At 69.9% G+C, this 16957-nt stretch carries 16 protein-coding genes and 1 pseudogene; 7 read left to right on the plus strand and 10 right to left on the minus strand.

Annotation, left to right across the window (positions count from 1 at the left end):
• The first annotated feature begins 3 nt into the window (after positions 1 to 3).
• Positions 4 to 528: an RNA 2'-phosphotransferase gene (locus AOM45_RS31850; protein ID WP_030471227.1), complete on the plus strand. Its 525-nt coding sequence runs from the start codon at positions 4 to 6 to the stop codon at positions 526 to 528.
• 55 nt (positions 529 to 583) lie between these two features.
• Positions 584 to 790 (plus strand): annotated as a pseudogene (locus tag AOM45_RS31855) (class I SAM-dependent methyltransferase); the annotation flags it as partial.
• Here the strand turns inward: AOM45_RS31855 and AOM45_RS31860 are convergent.
• The 5 genes from AOM45_RS31860 to hisD form a co-directional block, all read right to left on the minus strand.
• On the minus strand, positions 777 to 3464 hold the full coding sequence (locus tag AOM45_RS31860; RefSeq protein ID WP_030471229.1) for a TIR domain-containing protein: 2688 nt from the start codon (positions 3462 to 3464) through the stop codon (positions 777 to 779). The pseudogene AOM45_RS31855 and the gene AOM45_RS31860 sit on opposite strands and share 14 nt — an antisense overlap.
• 542 nt (positions 3465 to 4006) lie before the next feature.
• The gene (locus tag AOM45_RS51935) at positions 4007 to 4162 is read right to left on the minus strand and encodes a CG2302 family histidine operon protein (protein WP_169774283.1); all 156 of its coding nucleotides are present in this window, start codon (positions 4160 to 4162) and stop codon (positions 4007 to 4009) included.
• A complete protein-coding gene (gene hisB, locus AOM45_RS31865) occupies positions 4162 to 4761 on the minus strand; it encodes an imidazoleglycerol-phosphate dehydratase HisB (protein WP_030471230.1) in 600 nt (199 codons plus the stop codon). The genes AOM45_RS51935 and hisB overlap by 1 nt, the downstream gene beginning before the upstream one ends.
• Positions 4758 to 5864: a histidinol-phosphate transaminase gene (locus AOM45_RS31870; RefSeq protein ID WP_030471231.1), complete on the minus strand. Its 1107-nt coding sequence runs from the start codon at positions 5862 to 5864 to the stop codon at positions 4758 to 4760. The genes hisB and AOM45_RS31870 overlap by 4 nt, the downstream gene beginning before the upstream one ends.
• On the minus strand, positions 5861 to 7195 hold the full coding sequence (gene hisD / locus AOM45_RS31875; protein WP_030471232.1) for a histidinol dehydrogenase: 1335 nt from the start codon (positions 7193 to 7195) through the stop codon (positions 5861 to 5863). Before hisD ends, AOM45_RS31870 begins: the two co-directional genes overlap by 4 nt.
• Positions 7196 to 7328: 133 nt before the next feature.
• On the opposite strand from hisD, the gene AOM45_RS31880 reads away from it, so the two are divergent.
• Complete coding sequence (locus tag AOM45_RS31880; protein ID WP_156094193.1) at positions 7329 to 8624, plus strand: M14 family metallopeptidase; 1296 nt, start codon at positions 7329 to 7331, stop codon at positions 8622 to 8624.
• Here AOM45_RS31880 and AOM45_RS31885 read toward each other — a convergent pair.
• Entirely contained in the window at positions 8608 to 9738 is a 1131-nt protein-coding gene (locus tag AOM45_RS31885; RefSeq protein ID WP_236703898.1) for an aminotransferase class V-fold PLP-dependent enzyme, read from the minus strand. The genes AOM45_RS31880 and AOM45_RS31885 overlap by 17 nt on opposite strands.
• Positions 9739 to 9765: 27 nt before the next feature.
• Here AOM45_RS31885 and AOM45_RS31890 point away from each other — a divergent pair, with 27 nt between their 5' ends.
• Together AOM45_RS31890 and AOM45_RS31895 are read left to right on the plus strand one after the other, a co-directional pair.
• Positions 9766 to 10254 (plus strand): hypothetical protein, encoded by a 489-nt coding sequence (locus AOM45_RS31890; protein ID WP_156094194.1) that lies wholly within the window; start codon positions 9766 to 9768, stop codon positions 10252 to 10254.
• A gap of 10 nt (positions 10255 to 10264) precedes the next feature.
• On the plus strand, positions 10265 to 10756 hold the full coding sequence (locus AOM45_RS31895; protein WP_030471236.1) for a hypothetical protein: 492 nt from the start codon (positions 10265 to 10267) through the stop codon (positions 10754 to 10756).
• Here AOM45_RS31895 and AOM45_RS31900 read toward each other — a convergent pair.
• Entirely contained in the window at positions 10749 to 12248 is a 1500-nt protein-coding gene (locus tag AOM45_RS31900) for an ABC transporter substrate-binding protein (protein WP_030471237.1), read from the minus strand. The two genes, AOM45_RS31895 and AOM45_RS31900, sit on opposite strands and share 8 nt — an antisense overlap.
• A 24-nt stretch (positions 12249 to 12272) precedes the next feature.
• Here AOM45_RS31900 and AOM45_RS31905 point away from each other — a divergent pair, with 24 nt between their 5' ends.
• Together AOM45_RS31905 and AOM45_RS31910 are read left to right on the plus strand one after the other, a co-directional pair.
• Positions 12273 to 13046, plus strand: a complete 774-nt coding sequence (locus tag AOM45_RS31905; protein WP_030471238.1) for a carbon-nitrogen hydrolase family protein — start codon at positions 12273 to 12275, stop codon at positions 13044 to 13046.
• A gap of 4 nt (positions 13047 to 13050) precedes the next feature.
• Entirely contained in the window at positions 13051 to 13458 is a 408-nt protein-coding gene (locus AOM45_RS31910; RefSeq protein WP_030471239.1) for a cupin domain-containing protein, read from the plus strand.
• Positions 13459 to 13464: 6 nt separating this feature from the next.
• On the opposite strand, the gene nadC is transcribed toward AOM45_RS31910, so the two are convergent.
• The 3 genes from nadC to nadA are packed head-to-tail and all read right to left on the minus strand — an operon-like array spanning position 13465 to position 16930.
• Positions 13465 to 14301 (minus strand): carboxylating nicotinate-nucleotide diphosphorylase, encoded by an 837-nt coding sequence (gene nadC, locus AOM45_RS31915; RefSeq protein ID WP_030471240.1) that lies wholly within the window; start codon positions 14299 to 14301, stop codon positions 13465 to 13467.
• Positions 14298 to 15911 (minus strand): L-aspartate oxidase, encoded by a 1614-nt coding sequence (locus tag AOM45_RS31920; RefSeq protein WP_030471241.1) that lies wholly within the window; start codon positions 15909 to 15911, stop codon positions 14298 to 14300. The genes nadC and AOM45_RS31920 overlap by 4 nt, the downstream gene beginning before the upstream one ends.
• Positions 15911 to 16930: a quinolinate synthase NadA gene (nadA, locus tag AOM45_RS31925; RefSeq protein WP_030471242.1), complete on the minus strand. Its 1020-nt coding sequence runs from the start codon at positions 16928 to 16930 to the stop codon at positions 15911 to 15913. The genes AOM45_RS31920 and nadA overlap by 1 nt, the downstream gene beginning before the upstream one ends.
• Positions 16931 to 16957: the final 27 nt, after the last annotated feature.

Below are 16957 nucleotides of genomic sequence, written 5' to 3' on the forward strand. Positions count from 1 at the left end.
CAAATGGAAGAAGACAGAATGATCCGCCTCTCGAAGCGGATGTCCAAAGCGCTCCGGCACAAGCCCGAGCGCGTCGGCCTCACCCTCGACCCGGCGGGCTGGGTGCCCGTGGCCGACCTGCTGACCGCGCTCGGCGTCACCGAGGCCGACCTGCGCGAAGTCGTGGACAACAACGACAAGAAGCGCTTCACGATCGACGGCGACCGCATCCGCGCGAACCAGGGCCACAGCGTCGAGGTGGACCTCGGCCTGCCCACCGCCACCCCGCCGGACACCCTGTTCCACGGCACGGTCGCGCAGTTCCTCGACGACATCATGCGCGACGGCCTGCGCCCCATGTCGCGCCACGACGTGCACCTCTCCCCCGACCGCGAGACCGCGCGCAGGGTCGGCGCGCGGCGCGGGCGGCCGTTGATCCTCACGGTCGACGCGAAGACGATGCACGAGGACGGCCACGAGTTCCGGCTCAGCGCCAACGGCGTGTGGCTCACCCAGCACGTGCCCGCGCGCTACCTCAGCCCGGCGTGAAGCGCGTCGTCGAGTCGGGCGCAAGTCCTCGAACTGGGCTGCGGCGCGGTTCGAGAAGGCGGACATGACCGCACTCGACTTCCCGGACGGCTCGTTCGACGGCATCCGCGCGTTCTACTCGATCCTGCACGTGCCGCGGGCCGAGCAGTCCGGCCTCATCGCGAAGATCGCGCGCTGGCTCAAGCCGCACGACCTCGACGACCTGGTGACCATGCACGAACCGGACCCGGCCACGTTCCACTGGGTGCTCACCCGCAGGTGAGATCGTCGGGCGGCGACGTGCCGACGTAGCGCCGCCACTCGTCGGTCGTCAGGTCGCGCCCCGCCGACGCGCAGGCCGCGCGCACCCAGTTCTCTTCCGAGAGGTCCCACCGCAACAGTGGGGTGTCCGAGACCGCGGTGACGACCGCGTGCTCCCCCGCGAACGCCATGCCGACCTGCCCGAACCTCTCGGCCTCACCGGCGACGGGCACCTGGCCGATCAGCTCGCCGGTGACGAGGTCGGTCACGGCCAGCACGTAGTCCCGCCGCAGCTGAGCGGCCAGCGTCGCACCGGGGTTGGCCGCGATGCCCGGCAGGTAGCTCGGATCACGCGGGACCTCGCGTCGCCGTGAACCACCCGCCGCGTCCCAGACCTCGACGGTGCCCGCCCGTTGCACCACGAGGCCGTCGCTGGTGAACGCCACGGCGTCGGCCTTTCCTCCGACGAGGTCGCGCCGCGCGCCCGTCGTCGTGTCGACGAGCACCACCGTGTCCGACGTGACGACGGCGGCGGTCGTCGTGTCCGCGCTCACGGCGGCGATGTGGCTGTCCGGCGGCCAGCCCTTCTGCTCAACACCGCGTTCCAGCGAGATCGTGCGGACGGAAGACAGCTCGTCGCCCTCGAAAACCTGCACGTCACCACGCTCGTTCACGGTGACCAGCCGCCGGTTGTCCGCGGACACCCCCATCGCGAGCACGTAGTCGGCCGCGACGTCGCCCTTCCACCGCTTTGCCCGGCGCAGCCCGTCGCGCGCCTCCCAGGTCTCCCCGATGCCCTCCGGCGCCGTCACGACGAAGACCTCGTCGCCGTCCGCGCTCCACACCACCGGCCCGAACACGCTGTTGGGATCGATCGACTCGGAGTGCGACCCGACCACGATCTCGTTGCTCGTCGCCACCGCCAACTTCCCGTGCGACTCGGAGATGCGCGGCGGTGGACACGCCCTGCACGACAGCGGAACCCGCGTCGGCAGAGCGGAACCGATGCGCGTGTTGCGAGTCAGGTCCCAGACGACCAGCCGGTCGCGCGACGCCGTCAGGAGGTGGTTGTCGTCGCCCAGGAACTCCACGAACGGCGTCTCGGTGTTGCCTTCGAGCTGCGTCCGCTCGCCCGCGTTCGGGCCGGTGGTGTCGTAGACGTGGATCGCGCCGGTGTCCGCGACGGCCATGCGCGCGCCGTCGTTGGTGATCGCCACGGCGGACGGGTTGCCCCTGCCTCCCCGGATCTCCACGTTCTCGGTCGGCTGGGTCGTGCGCCAGAGACTGCCCCTGCCTGCCATCGAGTAGCCGAAGTAGTCACCGTTGCCCGAGAGGCCCACCCAGAAAGCGTTGGCCGGCAACGTGTTGCCCTCGGCGACCGCCCTGACGTCCAGGGTCGCCCGATCGCGCCGGACCGAGTCGCGCAGTGACTGTTCCACCAGCACGTCCTCGCCGGGCATCCTCAGCGCGTCCAGCGGAAAGGTCGTGTCGTACCGCTCAGCTCGCTGGCCCGTCTGCCCGTCGTGGAGGACTCGGTGCCCGCGGGTGCGTCCGTTGTCGTCCACATCCACTTTCACGGTGCTGTAGACGGCGGTGAAGCGTCCGGACGGCGAGACCGCGACCAGACCGTCGAACAGCTCGTCGGGCGTGTCGATCGCTTGCGTGGCACCAGAAACGTCCCAACGCAACGCACCGCCCGCGCCGAACGCGGCGACCACACCGCCGTCCGCGGAAGCCGCCACCGCCGTCACAGGACGCTCGCCGACCTTCTGTTCGGCACGCCGGCCCGACGACAGCTCCAGCCGCACGACGCGGCCGTCCCGAGTACCCGCGACCGCGACCTCGCCGTCCGCCGACGCGGCCAGCGCGGACACCTCACCACCCACCTGCAGGTACCGGTCGAGCTGCGGCGACGCGGTCAACGCGGAGAACAACGCGGACCGCGTCTGCGGGTTCGGCTCCACCCGGTACGCCTCGGCGGCCAGCACCTGGCTCAGCGCGAGATCGGTGCGCAGGTTAGCGACCGCCGCCGACGCCAGACCGCGAGCAGTGGCGGTGCGCGCCTGGGCAACAGCGTCGTTGCGCTGGCCGACCGCGATGAACGCCGCGACCAGCACACCCACCATCAGCACCGCCAACGCCACCACCGCACCCCGTGCCAGCCGGACGGCCCGGCGGTGCTGGCGGACGTGCTCCCCGACCAGGTCGTCCTTCGGCACCCCGCGCACGGCACTCGCGATGTCCGCGACGCACTCGCGCAGCCGCGGGTTCGAGTCATCCACCTGGTCGGCCTCACGCAACCAGCGCAGGTCGACCCAACGCGGTTCCTCACCCAGCGCCCTGCGAACCGCGGCGGGCACGGCCTGGGAGTACTCGCCGGAAGTCAGCACGACGAGGATCCGCTGCGCGGACCGGTGCTCCAGCCACCACTCGAGCTCGCGGCCCACCCACTGCGACGCGGCGGCCTCCTGCGAGGCCAGCAGGATCAGCCAGCGCGACCTGCCGAGGGCATCCTCGATCGACGTCCACAGGCCGGGATTGGCCGACAGGCCGGCGTCGTCGAGGAAGACCCGCAGGGCGCGCAGCCGGTACCAGGGCTTCGCGAACCGCTGGACACCGCGGTGCAGCGTCGGGGCGAGGGTCCCGTCGAGAGCTCGGCTGTACGAGATGAACGCGTCGTAGTCAGGCTCGCCCACGCGCTCGATTCTGAGGGTTCGGGACTGAATGAGCCACAGCACCGCGCCGTCCGGCCGCCATCCGGCACTTGCCGCTCTGGCACGCCCCGGCACCGCATGATCGGCGTGATCGGCGGTGAGCTGGTAGCCCACGGCCGCCCGCCACTACGCGCGTACGACCGCCTGCCGCCGCGAGTGCGTACAGCCGCCTGCCGCCGCGTGTGTTCGGCTGGGTGCCACTCGCGCGTGTAGGGCCGCCTGCCGCCGGGTGCGCACGGCCGCAGGCCACTCGCGCACGTGTAGGGCCGCCAGCCGCCGCGTGCGCACGGCCGGGTACCACTCGCGCGTGCTGTAGGACCGCCTGCCGCCGAGTGCGTACAGCCGCCTGCCACCGCACGTCCCTGCTGCACCGTGCGTGCGCCCACCGTCATGCGCCCCACCACAGTCGTGCGCTCACCACCACGCGTGGACCCGGCGCCGGGTGCGTGCTTGCGGCGTGCGCCCCATGTGAAGCAGTCCACTTGGGGCGTCCGCGTGGTCACCAACGTGGTGGCCCGGTACCTCTAGACGAGCCAGAGAACCGCGCCGCCGACCGCCAGGACGAGCAGCACCAGCAGGATGATCGCCATGAACTTGGCGGTCTTCCACGTCGAGTAGACGCCACCGGCCAGGAAGCCCGCGAGGGCCAGCAGGCCGATGACGACGACCTCTTTCGGCATCAGAGCACGCCCTTGGTCGACGGGATGCCGCCGACGCGCGGGTCGGGCTCCACGGCCGCGCGCAGGGCACGCGCGATCGCCTTGTACTCGGCCTCCGCGATGTGGTGCGGGTCGCGGCCGTACTCGACGCGCACGTGCAGAGCGATCTGGGCGTGGAAGGCCAGGGACTCGAACACGTGCCGGTTCAGCACGAACGGGTAGTTGCCGCCGATCACGAACGAGTTGAACTGCTCGGGCTCGCCGCGGTGCACGGTGTAAGGGCGGCCGGAGACGTCGACCGACGCGTGCGCCAGGGTCTCGTCCATGGGGATCCAGCAGTCGCCGAAGCGGCGGATGCCCTTCTTGTCCCCCAGCGCTTCCCGCAGCGCCTGGCCCAGCACGATCGCGATGTCCTCCACCGAGTGGTGGGCGTCGATGTGCGTGTCGCCGGTGGCGCGGACGATCAGGTCGAAGCAGCCGTGCACGCCGAACGCGGTGAGCATGTGGTCGTAGAACGGCACGCCGGTGCTGATCTCGACCTGGCCGGTGCCGTCCAGGTCGATCTCCACGTAGACCGACGACTCCTTGGTGGTGCGCTCCACCTTGCCCACACGACTCACCGGCTGACCTCCTTGCTGGCCGCGAGGAAAGCGTCGTTCTCCTCGGGCGTTCCGATGGTCACCCGCAGGTGACCCGCGATTCCGACGTCCCTGATGAGCACGCCGTGGTCCAAATAGGACTTCCAGACCTCGCGCGCGTTCTCGAACCAGCCGAACAGCACGAAGTTCGCGTCCGAGGGGACGACCTGGAAACCCATGTCCGTCAACGCCGACACCACCCGGTCGCGCTCGGCCGCGAGCAGTGCGACCGAACCCAGCGTTTCCGACGCGTGCCGCAGCGATGCTCGCGCCGCCGCCTGGGTCAGCGCCGACAGGTGGTACGGCAGGCGCACCAGCTGCAGCGCGTCGACGACGGCCGGTGCGGCGGCGAGGTAGCCGAGACGGCCTCCGGCGAACGCGAAGGCCTTCGACATCGTGCGCGAGACGATCAGCCGCGAGCCGTACTCGTCGAGCAGCTCGATCGCGCTCTTCTGCGGGGAGAACTCCGCGTAGGCCTCGTCCACCACGATCATGCCCGTCGTGGACGCGATCAGCAGGCGCAGGTCGTCCAGCGGGATCGACTGCCCCGTCGGGTTGTTCGGCGACGTCACGAAGACGACGTCCGGCCGCGTCTCCGCGATCACCGCGGCGGCCTTCTCCACGTCCAGCGAGAAGTCCTGCCGGCGAGGCGTCGGCGACCACTCCGTGCGGGTGCCCGCGGCGATGATCGGGTGCATCGAGTACGACGGCTCGAAGCCCAGCGCGACCCGGCCGGGCCCGCCGAACGCCTGCAGGATCTGCTGGAGGATCTCGTTCGACCCGTTCGCGGCCCACACGTTCTCGGACGTCAGCGTCACCGACGTCGCCTCGGTCAGGTACGCCGCCAGGTCCTCCCGCAACGCCACCGCGTCGCGGTCCGGGTACCGGTGCAGCTCACCAGCGATCTCCGCGACGGCCGCCACCACGTCCGCGGCCAGCGCGTCCGTCGGCGCGTACGGGTTCTCGTTGGTGTTCAACCGGTACGGCACGTCGAGCTGCGGCGCACCGTAGGGCGTGCGGCCGCGCAGATCCTCGCGCAGGGGCAGGTCGGACAGCTCCACCCGCGCACCAACCACTGGCTTCATGCTTTTCCAGTTCCCTTCTGGGGAAACCTCGCCGTGACGGCCTGCCCGTGCGCGGGCAGATCCTCCGCGTTGGCCAGCGCGACGACCTTGTCCGCGACCTCCCGCAGTGCTTCCTCGGAGTAGTCGATCACGTGGATGCCGCGCAGGAACGTCTGCACGGACAGCCCGGACGAGTGCCGCGCGCAGCCACCGGTGGGCAGCACGTGGTTCGAGCCCGCGCAGTAGTCGCCGAGCGACACCGGCGAATGCGCACCCACGAAGATCGCGCCGGCGGACCGGATCCGCGCCGCCACCTCACGGGAGTCGCGCGTCTGGATCTCCAGGTGCTCGGCGGCGTAGGCGTCGACGACCCGCACGCCTTCGTCCACAGAGGACACCAGAACCACGCCGGACTGCTTGCCGCCCAGCGCCGTGCGGATCCGCTCCTGGTGCTTGGTGGCACTGATCTGGCGTTCCAGCTCGACGTCCACCGCGTCTGCCAGTTCGACGGAGTCCGTCACCAGCACCGAGGCGGCCAGCGGGTCGTGCTCGGCCTGGCTGATCAGGTCGGCGGCCACGTGTACCGGGTCGGCGGACGAGTCGGCGAGGATCGCGATCTCGGTCGGCCCGGCCTCCGAGTCGATGCCGATCAGACCGCGCAGCAACCGCTTGGCCGCGGTCCCGTAGATGTTGCTGGGACCGGTGACGACGTCGACCGGAGCCAGCTCACCGCCGTCGGTGTCCACGCCGCCGTACGCCATCAGCGCCATGGCCTGGGAGCCACCCACCGCCCACACCTCGTCGACGCCGAGCAGCGCCGCGGCGGCCAGGATCGTCGGGTGCGGCAGGCCGCCGAACTCGGCCTGCGGCGGCGAGCACACCACCAGCGACTCGACGCCGGCGATCTGCGCGGGGACCACGTTCATCACGACCGTCGACGGGTAGACCGCCAGACCGCCGGGCGCGTAGAGACCGACGCGCGCGACCGGCACCCACTTCTCCGTGACGGTGCCGCCGGGCACGACCTGCGTGGTCGTGTCGGTGCGACGCTGGTCGTCGTGCACGCGCCGGGTGCGCACGATCACCTCTTCGAGCGCCTCGCGCACGGCCGGGTCCAACGAGGCCAAAGCGGACGAAAGCTCAGAAGCGGGCACACGGACCGAAGCGGGACGAACACCGTCGAACTTCTCGGTGTACTCCATGACGGCCTCGACACCACGAGCCGCGACCGCGTCCACCACCGGACGCACGTGATGCAGCACCGCGTCCACGTCCACCTCGGCGCGCGGCAACGCGGCGCGCAGTTCGGCCGGAGTCGTGGTGCGACCTCGCAGGTCGGTGCGGCTGAGCATGCCCACCAGGGTAGTTCCTGCCGAATTCTGTCAACGGTCAGCCCGCTAACGGCGCTACCTCACCCCGTGACAGCACAGCCACGCTCAGTCGAGCACCACTCCGTCGCAAACCCCTGCTGATGATGGAGGAACGATGTTCAGCAAGAGCCGCGGCAAGATCGCCGCAGTGCTCGCAGTCTGCCTGCCCGTGCTGGTCGCGGGCATGGCGACGCCCAGCACCGCCGATTCCGGACGCTATCTGCTGGAAGTCACCGCGAACACCTCGGCCGAGCGCACGCAGATCGCCCAGACCGGCGTCGACGTGCTCGGTGCGACCAAGCTCACGACGATGTCGGTGGTCGCGGACAAGTCCCAGTACAAGGCCCTGCAGGCGACCGGGCTGCCGCTCAAGTACGTCGGAGACTTCGAGCAGCAGCTCAAGAGCCTCGGCAAGGTCGACTTCAAGGACCCGCAGCCCGGCCAGATCGGCACCCAGGACTTCCCGTCCGGCTACACCGGCTACCACAACTTCGCGGAGATGACCGCGGAGCTGCAGCAGACGGTGCGCGACCACCCGACGCTCGCGAGCCTGCGCAGCATCGGCAAGAGCTACCAGAACCGGGACATCTGGGCCCTCAAGGTCAGCGACAACGTCGCGACCGACGAGAGCGAGCCCGAAGTGATCTTCACCTGCAACCAGCACGCCCGTGAGCACCTGACGGTCGAGCAGTGCCTGCAGATCATCAAGCGCTACACCGACAACTACGCCACCCCTGCGATCAAGAACCTGGTGGACACCCGCGAGATCTGGTTCATCCCGATGGTGAACCCGGACGGCGTCGAGTACGACATCGCCACCGGATCGTTCCGCGGGTGGCGCAAGAACCGCCAGGGCAACGGCACCGACCTCAACCGCAACTGGGGCTACAAGTGGGGCTGCTGCGGCGGTTCCAGCGGCAGCTCGACGTCGGACACCTACCGCGGCACGGCGGCCTTCTCCGCGCCGGAGACCAACGTCATCAAGAACTTCGTGAACTCGCGGGTCGTCGGTGGCGTCCAGCAGATCAAGACGAACATCGACTTCCACTCGTTCTCGGAGCTCGTGCTGTGGCCGTACGGCTACACCAACGCGGACACCGACACCGGCCTCAACGCCGATGAAGCACGGGCGTTCCAGACGCTCGGCCGGCAGATGGCGGCCCTCAACGGCTACACGCCCGAGCAGGCGAGCGACCTGTACATCACCGACGGCACAATCGACGACTGGATGTGGGGCGTCCACAAGATCTGGTCGTACACCTACGAGATGTACCCGAGCAGCGGCGGCCTCAACGGCTTCTACCCGCGTGACACGGTCATCGCGGCGCAGACGTCTCGCAACGACCGCGCCGTCGACCTGTTCGTCAGCTACTCGGACTGCGTGAAGCGGGTCATCAACCAGACCTGCTGATCCTGGTGATGCGGTCCAGCGCCTGATCGATCTCCTCAGGAGTGACGAAGTAGTGCGGGGACGCCCGCACTACTTCGTCCAGGCCCCGCTTCGTCATGTCGATCATCGTCGAACCGCGCTGCGACACCGTGACGGCCACGTCCTGCTCCCAGAGCCGGTCCTTCAGCTCCATCGCCGGCATCCTCTCCGACGTGAAGGTGACGATGCCCGACTGGCGTTCACCGAGATCGCGCACGGTGACACCGTCGATGGCCCGCAAGCCCTCGCGCAAACGCTTGGCACGGTCCGCGACCTCGGCCTCGATCACGTCCAGCCCCTTGTCGAGGGCGTACCGCGCGGCCGCGATCATGCCGAGCCGGTCGGCGATGCTGCACTCCCACAGCTCGAACACCCGAGCGTCGTCGCGCAGCCGGTACTCCATCGGCCCGGTCCAGACGCCGCTGTGCAGGTCCACCAGCCGCGGCCGGAGCCTTTCCCGCACCTCGTCGCGGACGACCAGCGCACCGGTGCCGCGCGGTCCGCGCAGCCACTTACGACCTGTACACGCCAACATGTCGTAGTCGAGGCCACGCAGATCGAGCTGCCCGGTCGACTGGCAGGCGTCGAGCAACACCAGCGCACCGACCTCACGAGCCGCCGCTCTGACGTCGTTGACCGGGTTGACCAAGCCGCTGTTCGTCGGCACGTGCACGAGCGAGATCAGCTTGACTCGGTTGTCAAGGTTCAGGGCGTCGAGATCGACCTGTCCGCGGATGTCGGAAGGGATGACCTCGACACTCGCCCCGGTCTCCGCCGCTCGGCGCAGAACCGGGATCGCATTGCCACCGTATTCGACCTCGGTGACAAGAATTCGGTCCCCGGCTTCCAGGGGCACGGCGTCGAACGCCGCCAGCCATGATCGAGTTGCACTGTCCGTGAAAGCGACCTCGGACGGGTGACACCCGAAGAACTCAGCGAGGACGCCGTAACCCGCCTCCAGGTCGTCCCGGCGTTCCGCGGCGGCGCGGTACCCGCCGATCTCCGTTTCCCGGCGAAGATGCCCGATGACCTCGTCCACGACGGGAGCGGGCGGGATGGACGAACCGGCACTGTCCAGGAAGATCAGGTCACTCACTTCCCCCACTCTGCCACCATGGAGTGCATGGGGGATCGCTCGTTCGGGTACAGCGCTCAACTACGACCTTTCCTGTGGGTTTTCCTCGTGCTCACGCCCGTGGAGATCCTGCTCGTCGACCTGCTCATCCCGTGGTTCTGGCTCAGAGCCGTGCTGCTCGCGTTCGGGCTGCTGAGCGCGGGCCTGCTCGCGTGGCTGCTCTGGATGCTCCACAGGTTCAAGCACGAGATCGACGACGACTACCTGTGGCTGCGGTACGCGCGCGAGTTCGAGTACCGGATCCCGTTGGCCGCCATCGGAACCGTGACGCAGGGCATGACCAGCCGGTCGCTGAACAAGACCCGGTCCGTTGTGGACGGAACCCTCGTCCTCGAGATCTCCAACTCCACCAACGTCCGGGTCGACCTCACCGAGCCGCAGGAGGTCGACCTCGGCCGGCGCGGCGTGCACGAGGTGACGAAGATCGAGTTCTGGGCGGACAACCCCGGCGAGATGGTGCGCGCACTGCGGAAATAGGCTCGGCCGCATGGTGGAGATCCCCTACGGCAAGCGCATGCGCCCGCGATACCTGCGGTTCCTGATCATCACGGCGGTCGGGATCGCGTTGGTCGCGTTTGCCCTGGACATCCCGTGGCTGCTCATCACGTTGATCGTGCTCGGCGTGCTGAACGCCGTCGTGTGTGTGGGCGCTCTCTACGTGCTGTACCGCCAGCCACACACCATCTCCGCAGACGAACTGCGGTTGCGCCAGCTCGGGTTCTTCGACTGGCGCATCCCGACCGCGGACCTCGGCGCGGCACAGGTCGCCGAGCGCACCCACAAGGGTCAGCGCAGCGTCGAGGTGATCGGTGACGCGCTCGTCATCCAGTCGCTGACCAGGACGAACGTGTCGGTGCCGTTCCACGAGCCGCAGCTGGTCGACCTCGGCAAGACCGGGCCGAAGCAGGTGGAACGCGTCGAGTTCTGGGCGGACGACCCTCAACAGGCCGTCCGCGAGATCAACGCCAGGACTACTTAGGCTCCCACTTCTCCAGGTTCCACCACGGCCCCCAGGCCAGCGCGCCGTAGGAGTTCGGGTCCACCACGGCCTGGTAGCCGTTCCACGAGTCGCGCATCACGTACGCGTGCTCGGGAAAGACCAGCACCACCATCGACGGCGCCGCGAGGTACGCCTGCTGGAAGAGCTTGTACGCCACCGCCCGCTGAGCGGGGTCGATGAGCTTGCGGCCGTTCTCCAGCGCCGCGTCGGCGGCGGGGCTGCCCTGGCCGCGCAGGTCGTAGAGCATCAGGTCCGGGTCGAACGGCGAGCCGTCGCCGTACAGCAGCGCGTCCTGGCCCATGCGCGGCCGGATCGCCTCCCACGACAGACCGGCGAGCTGCACGTCCACGCCCACCGCCTTGGCGTCGGCCGCGAACGCCGTGGCCAGGTCGGCCCGCAGGTCGTCGCCGAGCGGGTACATCAGCGTGAAGCGGGCCGCCACGCCCTCGCGGACCCGGATGCCGTCCCCGCCGGCGACCCACCCGGCCGCGTCGAGCTGCCGGGCCGCCTCGGTCTTGTCGAAGCGGAACTTCGCGGTCGGGTCGAACTCCTCGGCCAACGCGTCCGGCACCGGCGTGTACGCGATGGTGCCCTTGCCGTCCAGCAAGCTGTCGATCATGCCCTGGCGGTTGGTGGCGTAGTTCAGCGCGAGGCGGATGGCCGGGTTGCCGGTCACGGGGTTGGCCGCGGGCAGCCGCACGGCGCGGTAGTCGGCGCTGCGGTGGTGCTGGACGGTCAGGCCGGACTTCCCCGCGAACGGCTCCGCGATCTTGGGCGGCAGCACCGTGCCGTCGAACTCGCCGTCCTGCATGCGACGCGCGCGCTGGTTGTCGTCGGTCACGAAGACGACAGTCACCTTCTTGATCTTCGGCACGCCGTTGAAGTAGCTGTCGTTGGCCTCCAGCAGCAGCCGGTCGCCCTTCTTCCAGTCGGTGACCTTGTACGGGCCGGTGCCGACGGGCTGCCCGTCCGGCCGCGCCTGCTCGCTGGGCAGGATCCCGAGCACGAGCAGGTGCGGGAACGCGGCGTGCTGCTGGGTCAGGTTGAAGCGGACCGTGGACGGGTCGACCTGCTCGACGCTCTTGAGCGTGCTGAACCGCTCCTTGACCGGGTTCTGCAGCGCGGCGGTGTAGGTGGCGACGACGTCCTCGGCCCCGAACGTGCTGCCGTCGGTGAACTTCACGTCGCCGCGCAGCTTCACCGTCCAGCTCAGCCCGTCCGCGGCAGGTTCCGGCAGGTCGGCGGCGAGCTGCGGCCCCAGTGAACCGTCCTGGCGGTGCTCGACGAGCCCGTCGTAGATCTTGGACACGCCCTGCGCGCCGTAGCCGAGCAACGGGTTGAGCGTGGCCGGCTCGTCGCGGTCGGCGAGCACGATCGACGTGCCGTTCGACCCACCGTCCGGGCGGGGAGCGGCGGTCTCGGTGCAGCCCGCGACGGCCAGCAACACGACGAGGAGCAGTGGGGAACGCACGAGTCGGACCCTACAGTGAGCCCCATGCGGATCGCCGTGAGTCAGATCAGCTCCACCACCGACCCCAGGTCCAACCTGGAGCTCGTCCGCGACGCGGTGCGCAGAGCCGACGGCGCACGGGTCGTCCTCCTGCCGGAAGCCACGATGTGCCGCTTCGGCGTGCCTCTCGGCCCCGTTGCCGAGCCTCTGGACGGTCCGTGGGCGTCTGCCGTGCACGAGATCGCGGCACAGCACGACGTCGTGGTGGTGGCGGGCATGTTCACGCCGTCCGGCGACCGAGTGACGAACACGCTGCTGGTGACCGGGCCGGACATCCACCTCGGCTACGACAAGATCCACCTGTTCGACGCGTTCGGGTTCCAGGAGTCGCGCACGGTCGCGCCCGGTTCGGACGTCGTGACCTTCGAGCTCGACGGGGTCACCTTGGGCGTGGCCACCTGTTACGACATTCGCTTCCCCGAGCTCTTCCGCGCCCTGGCGGACAAGGGTGCGTCGGCGGTGCTGGTCGGAGCGTCGTGGGGTGCGGGGCCCGGCAAGAAGGAGCAGTGGGAGCTCCTCGTGCGGGCGCGCGCGCTGGACTGCACGTCGTTCGTCGTGGCGTGCGGGCAGGCGTACCCCGGCGAGCTGGGTTCGTCCGCGCCGACCGGGATCGGGTACTCGACCGTCGCCGACCCGTTCGGGAACGTGGTCGTGCAGCTCTCGGAGCAGCCCTCCGTCGCGGCCGTGGACCTCGATCTCGCGGCGGTGGAACAAGCACGTGAGGTGCTGCCCGTGCTGGCGAACCGGCGGCTACGTTGATCTCATGCGCATCGTTTCGGCTGTAGTGGCCGCTTTGCTGTTGTTCTCGGGCGTTGCCAGCGCGACGCCCTCGCGCGGGGTGACCGGCAAGATCCTCGCCCAGTGGACCGCCGGTGACCGCGACTACGTCCTCCGCGAGATCACCATCGAGGCCGGTGGCAGCACCGGCTGGCACCACCACGACGGCACGCTCTACGCCTTCGTGAAGCAGGGAGTGCTGACCCGGACCGAGTCCGACTGCACGACGACCTTCGTGAACCGCCGAGGTGACACGCTGACCGAGCACCCGCACCAGGTGCACATCGGACGCAACCTCGGCACCGAGCCGATGGTGCTCGACGTGCTGTACGTCAACCCGGCCGGCGCGCCGTTGTCGCGCGACGAGCCGAATCCGGGTTGTTCCTTCGAGTGACGGCCGCTAGCGGAGGTCCAGGCCGAGGTCGAGTGACGGGCTGGAGTGCGTGAGACCGCCGACAGCGAGGTAGTCCACGCCGGTCTCGGCGTACCGGCGGGCCACGTCCAGCGTGAGCCCGCCGGACGCCTCCAGCTTCACGTTCGCCGGCCTGCGGGCAACGGCCTGAGCGCACTGCTCGGGCGTGAAGTTGTCCAGCAGCACCAGTTCCGCGCCCTCGGCGATCGCCTCGTCGAGCTGGTCGAGGCTGTCGACCTCGACCTCCATCAGCAGTTCCGGCGCGTGCTCACGGGCCGCACGGATCGCGGCGCCCACCGAACCCGCCGCGGCGACGTGGTTGTCCTTGATGAGGATCGCGTCGCCGAGGCCCATCCGGTGGTTCACGCCGCCACCGCACCGGACCGCGTACTTCTGCAGCAACCTGAGCCCTGGCAACGTCTTGCGCGAGTCCCGGACCGCCGCGCCGGTGCCCTCGATCGCGTCGACCCAGCGGGCGGTCTGCGTGGCGATGCCGGACAGGTGGCAGATCAGGTTCAGCGCCGTGCGTTCGACGGTGAGCAGGCCGCGGGTGCGACCGCTCAGCACCAGTGCGGGCTCGCCGGGCACCGCCTTGTCCCCGTCGGAGGCCTCCGAGAGCACCTCGATCTCCGGCAGGTAGCGCTGGAACGCCGCCCGCGCAATGGAAACACCGCACAGCACACCGGAAGCGCGTGGCGTGATCTCCGCGGTGGCCACCGCCTTCTCCGGCACGGTCGCCAGCGTCGTGGCGTCCAGGCCGTAGCGGAGGTCCTCCTCCAACGCGAGCTGGATGACCCGGTTCGCGTCGTCCCAGTCGATGGTCATGCGACACCCTCTGCCAGAACAGGATCGGCCAGCACGGGCTGACCGGTCGGGGTGAGCCGGACGAGCTGACTGCGTTGCCACGCCTCGGACCGCTCCACGAAGTCCGTGCGGACGTGGCAACCGCGCGACTCGGTGCGTTCCTGGGCCGCGGCGATCAGGGCGCGTGCGGCCAGGGTCAGCGCCGCGTCCTCGACCAGTTCGCGCGACTCGAGCTGCTTGTCCACAGTGGACACGTCGAGCACCGAGCCGACGACGGCGAGACCTTCCGCGTCACGGCCGATCGCGGCGTACCGCGACATCACGCGCTGGAGCATGTCCCGGTCGGCGACCGGAGCCGTGGGCAGCACGGGATCCACCGCGCGAACGGGCGCGATGAATCCCACCGCCAGGTCGGAGGCCACGGCCTCGGCGGCGCGGGTGCCGCAGACCAGGCCTTCGAGCAGACTGTTGGACGCCAGGCGGTTCGCGCCGTGCAGGCCGGTGCGAGCGACCTCGCCGACGGCGTACAGACCGGTGACGCCGGTGCGTCCGTCCACGGTCGAGACCACGCCACCGCAGGCGAAGTGTGCCGCTGGGGCAACGGGAATCGGGTCCACCGCCGGGTCGATGCCCACGGACACGCAGGCCGCGTGGACGGTCGGGAAGCGGGAAGCCATGTCGTGCAAGGACGTCGCGTCCAGGAAGACGTGGTCGTCGACGCCGCCGGGCTCCAGCGCCATGTGCCGGGTGATCGCCGCCGCCACGACGTCGCGCGGGGCGAGGTCCTCCAGCGGGTGCACGCCCTTCATCACGCGGGCGCCGGTCGCGTCGACCAGCACGGCGCCCTCGCCGCGCACGGCCTCCGTGACGAGCGGGCAACGCCCCCGCGCGCCGCGTCCGGTGTAGAGCACGGTCGGGTGGAACTGGATGAACTCGACGTCCGCCGCCAGCGCACCGGCACGCAGAGCCAGCGCGAGACCGTCACCCGTCGCGACGGACGGGTTCGAGGTCGCCTGGTACATCTGGCCGATGCCACCGGTCGCGAGCAGCACGGCGGGAGCGGTGAGCACACCGGGCACACCGTTGCCGTCGAGCACCAGCAGGCCGGCGACCGCGCCGAGCGGCGTCTTGACCGCGTCGACCGCGACGTGGTTCTCCAGCAGGGGAACCCGTCCGTCCACAGTGGCCTTCAGCAGCGCGCGTTCCACCTCGGCACCGGTCGCGTCACCGCCGGCGTGCACGACGCGGAACGCGCTGTGGCCGCCTTCGCGGGTGCGTTCCAGCAGGCCGTCCGGCTTCGCGTCGAACTCGGCACCGCGCTCGCGCAACCGGGCGACCGCGGCAGGTCCGTCCGAGATGATCGCCGCGACCGCCACGTCGTCGCAGAGGCCCGCGCCCGCCGTCAGCGTGTCCTCGATGTGCTTGGCAACGGAGTCGCCGGGGTCGTGCTGGTCCTCCATGACGACGGCGACGCCGCCCTGAGCCCAGCGCGTGTTGCCGTCGTCGCCCGCGGCCTTCGTGACGACCAGGACGCGAAGTCCCAGCTCACGAGCCCGCAGCGCGGCGGTGAGACCCGCCACGCCCGTACCGACCACGATCAGGTCGGCCCGCGCTTCCCAGCGCGCGGCCATCACTCACCGCCGCCGGGCTGGCCGATCTCGATCATCCGCTGCACGGCGCCCTGCGCGCGCTTGGCGGTCTCCAGGTCCACGTGCACCTCGTCCAGACCCTCACGCACGCAACGCAGCAGCGCGGCCGGCGTGATCATCTTCATGTAGGTGCAGGACGCGCGGTCGTTGACGGCGCGGAAGTCGATCTCCGGCGCGGCCTTGCGCAGCTGGTGCAGCATGCCGACCTCGGTCGCGACGAGCACCTTGCGGGCGTTCGTGCTGCGCGCGGCGGTGATCATGTCGCCGGTCGAGAGGATCTTGACCTTCTCCGACGGCACGATGCCCTCGCCGCTCAGGTAGAGCGCGCTCGTGGCGCAGCCGCACTCCGGGTGGATGAACAGGTCCGCGTCCGGGTTCGCGGCGGCGCGTTCGGCCAGCTCAGGACCGTTGATACCGGCGTGCACGTGGCACTCGCCCGCCCAGATGTGCAGGTTCTCGCGGCCGGTCTCGCGCTTGACGTGCGCGCCCAGGAACTGGTCCGGGCAGAACAGCACCTCGCGGCCGGCGGGGATCGAGCGCACCACGTCGACGGCGTTCGACGACGTGCAGCAGATGTCCGTCTCGGCCTTCACCTCGGCGGTGGTGTTCACGTAGGACACGACGACCGCGCCGGGGTGCTGCGCCTTCCACTCGCGCAGCTGCGCACCGGTGATCGAGTCGGCGAGCGAGCAGCCCGCGCGCTCGTCCGGGATCAGCACGGTCTTCTCCGGGCTGAGGATCTTCGCGGTCTCGGCCATGAAGTGCACGCCGCAGAAGATGATGGTCTGCGCGTCGGACTGCGCCGCGATCCGGCTCAGCGCGAGGGAGTCGCCGGTGTGGTGGGCGATGTCCTGGATCTCCGGCAGCTGGTAGTTGTGCGCCAGGATGACGGCGTCACGCTCCTTCGCGAGCCGCAACACCTCGTCTCGCCACGCCGCGTCCGGCTCGACTCCACCGAACACACCTGACGCGGTTCGCTCCACGGTTGCGGTAGCGACCATCGCTGCCTCCTCGGATCCGGGTTTTCG

The organism is Lentzea aerocolonigenes, from assembly GCF_000974445.1.
Lineage (GTDB): Bacteria > Actinomycetota > Actinomycetes > Mycobacteriales > Pseudonocardiaceae > Lentzea > Lentzea aerocolonigenes.

Coding starts and splice junctions, on each gene's coding strand:
- AOM45_RS31890 (WP_156094194.1), top strand. CDS start 9,766: ATGGGGGATCGCTCGTTCGGGTACAGCGCTCAACTACGACCTTTCCTG.
- hisD (WP_030471232.1), bottom strand. CDS start 7,195: ATGCTCAGCCGCACCGACCTGCGAGGTCGCACCACGACTCCGGCCGAA.
- AOM45_RS51935 (WP_169774283.1), bottom strand. CDS start 4,162: ATGCCGAAAGAGGTCGTCGTCATCGGCCTGCTGGCCCTCGCGGGCTTC.
- nadC (WP_030471240.1), bottom strand. CDS start 14,301: ATGACCATCGACTGGGACGACGCGAACCGGGTCATCCAGCTCGCGTTG.
- nadA (WP_030471242.1), bottom strand. CDS start 16,930: ATGGTCGCTACCGCAACCGTGGAGCGAACCGCGTCAGGTGTGTTCGGT.
- AOM45_RS31895 (WP_030471236.1), top strand. CDS start 10,265: ATGGTGGAGATCCCCTACGGCAAGCGCATGCGCCCGCGATACCTGCGG.
- AOM45_RS31850 (WP_030471227.1), top strand. CDS start 4: ATGGAAGAAGACAGAATGATCCGCCTCTCGAAGCGGATGTCCAAAGCG.
- AOM45_RS31910 (WP_030471239.1), top strand. CDS start 13,051: ATGCGCATCGTTTCGGCTGTAGTGGCCGCTTTGCTGTTGTTCTCGGGC.
- AOM45_RS31880 (WP_156094193.1), top strand. CDS start 7,329: ATGTTCAGCAAGAGCCGCGGCAAGATCGCCGCAGTGCTCGCAGTCTGC.
- AOM45_RS31870 (WP_030471231.1), bottom strand. CDS start 5,864: ATGAAGCCAGTGGTTGGTGCGCGGGTGGAGCTGTCCGACCTGCCCCTG.
- AOM45_RS31905 (WP_030471238.1), top strand. CDS start 12,273: ATGCGGATCGCCGTGAGTCAGATCAGCTCCACCACCGACCCCAGGTCC.
- AOM45_RS31920 (WP_030471241.1), bottom strand. CDS start 15,911: ATGGCCGCGCGCTGGGAAGCGCGGGCCGACCTGATCGTGGTCGGTACG.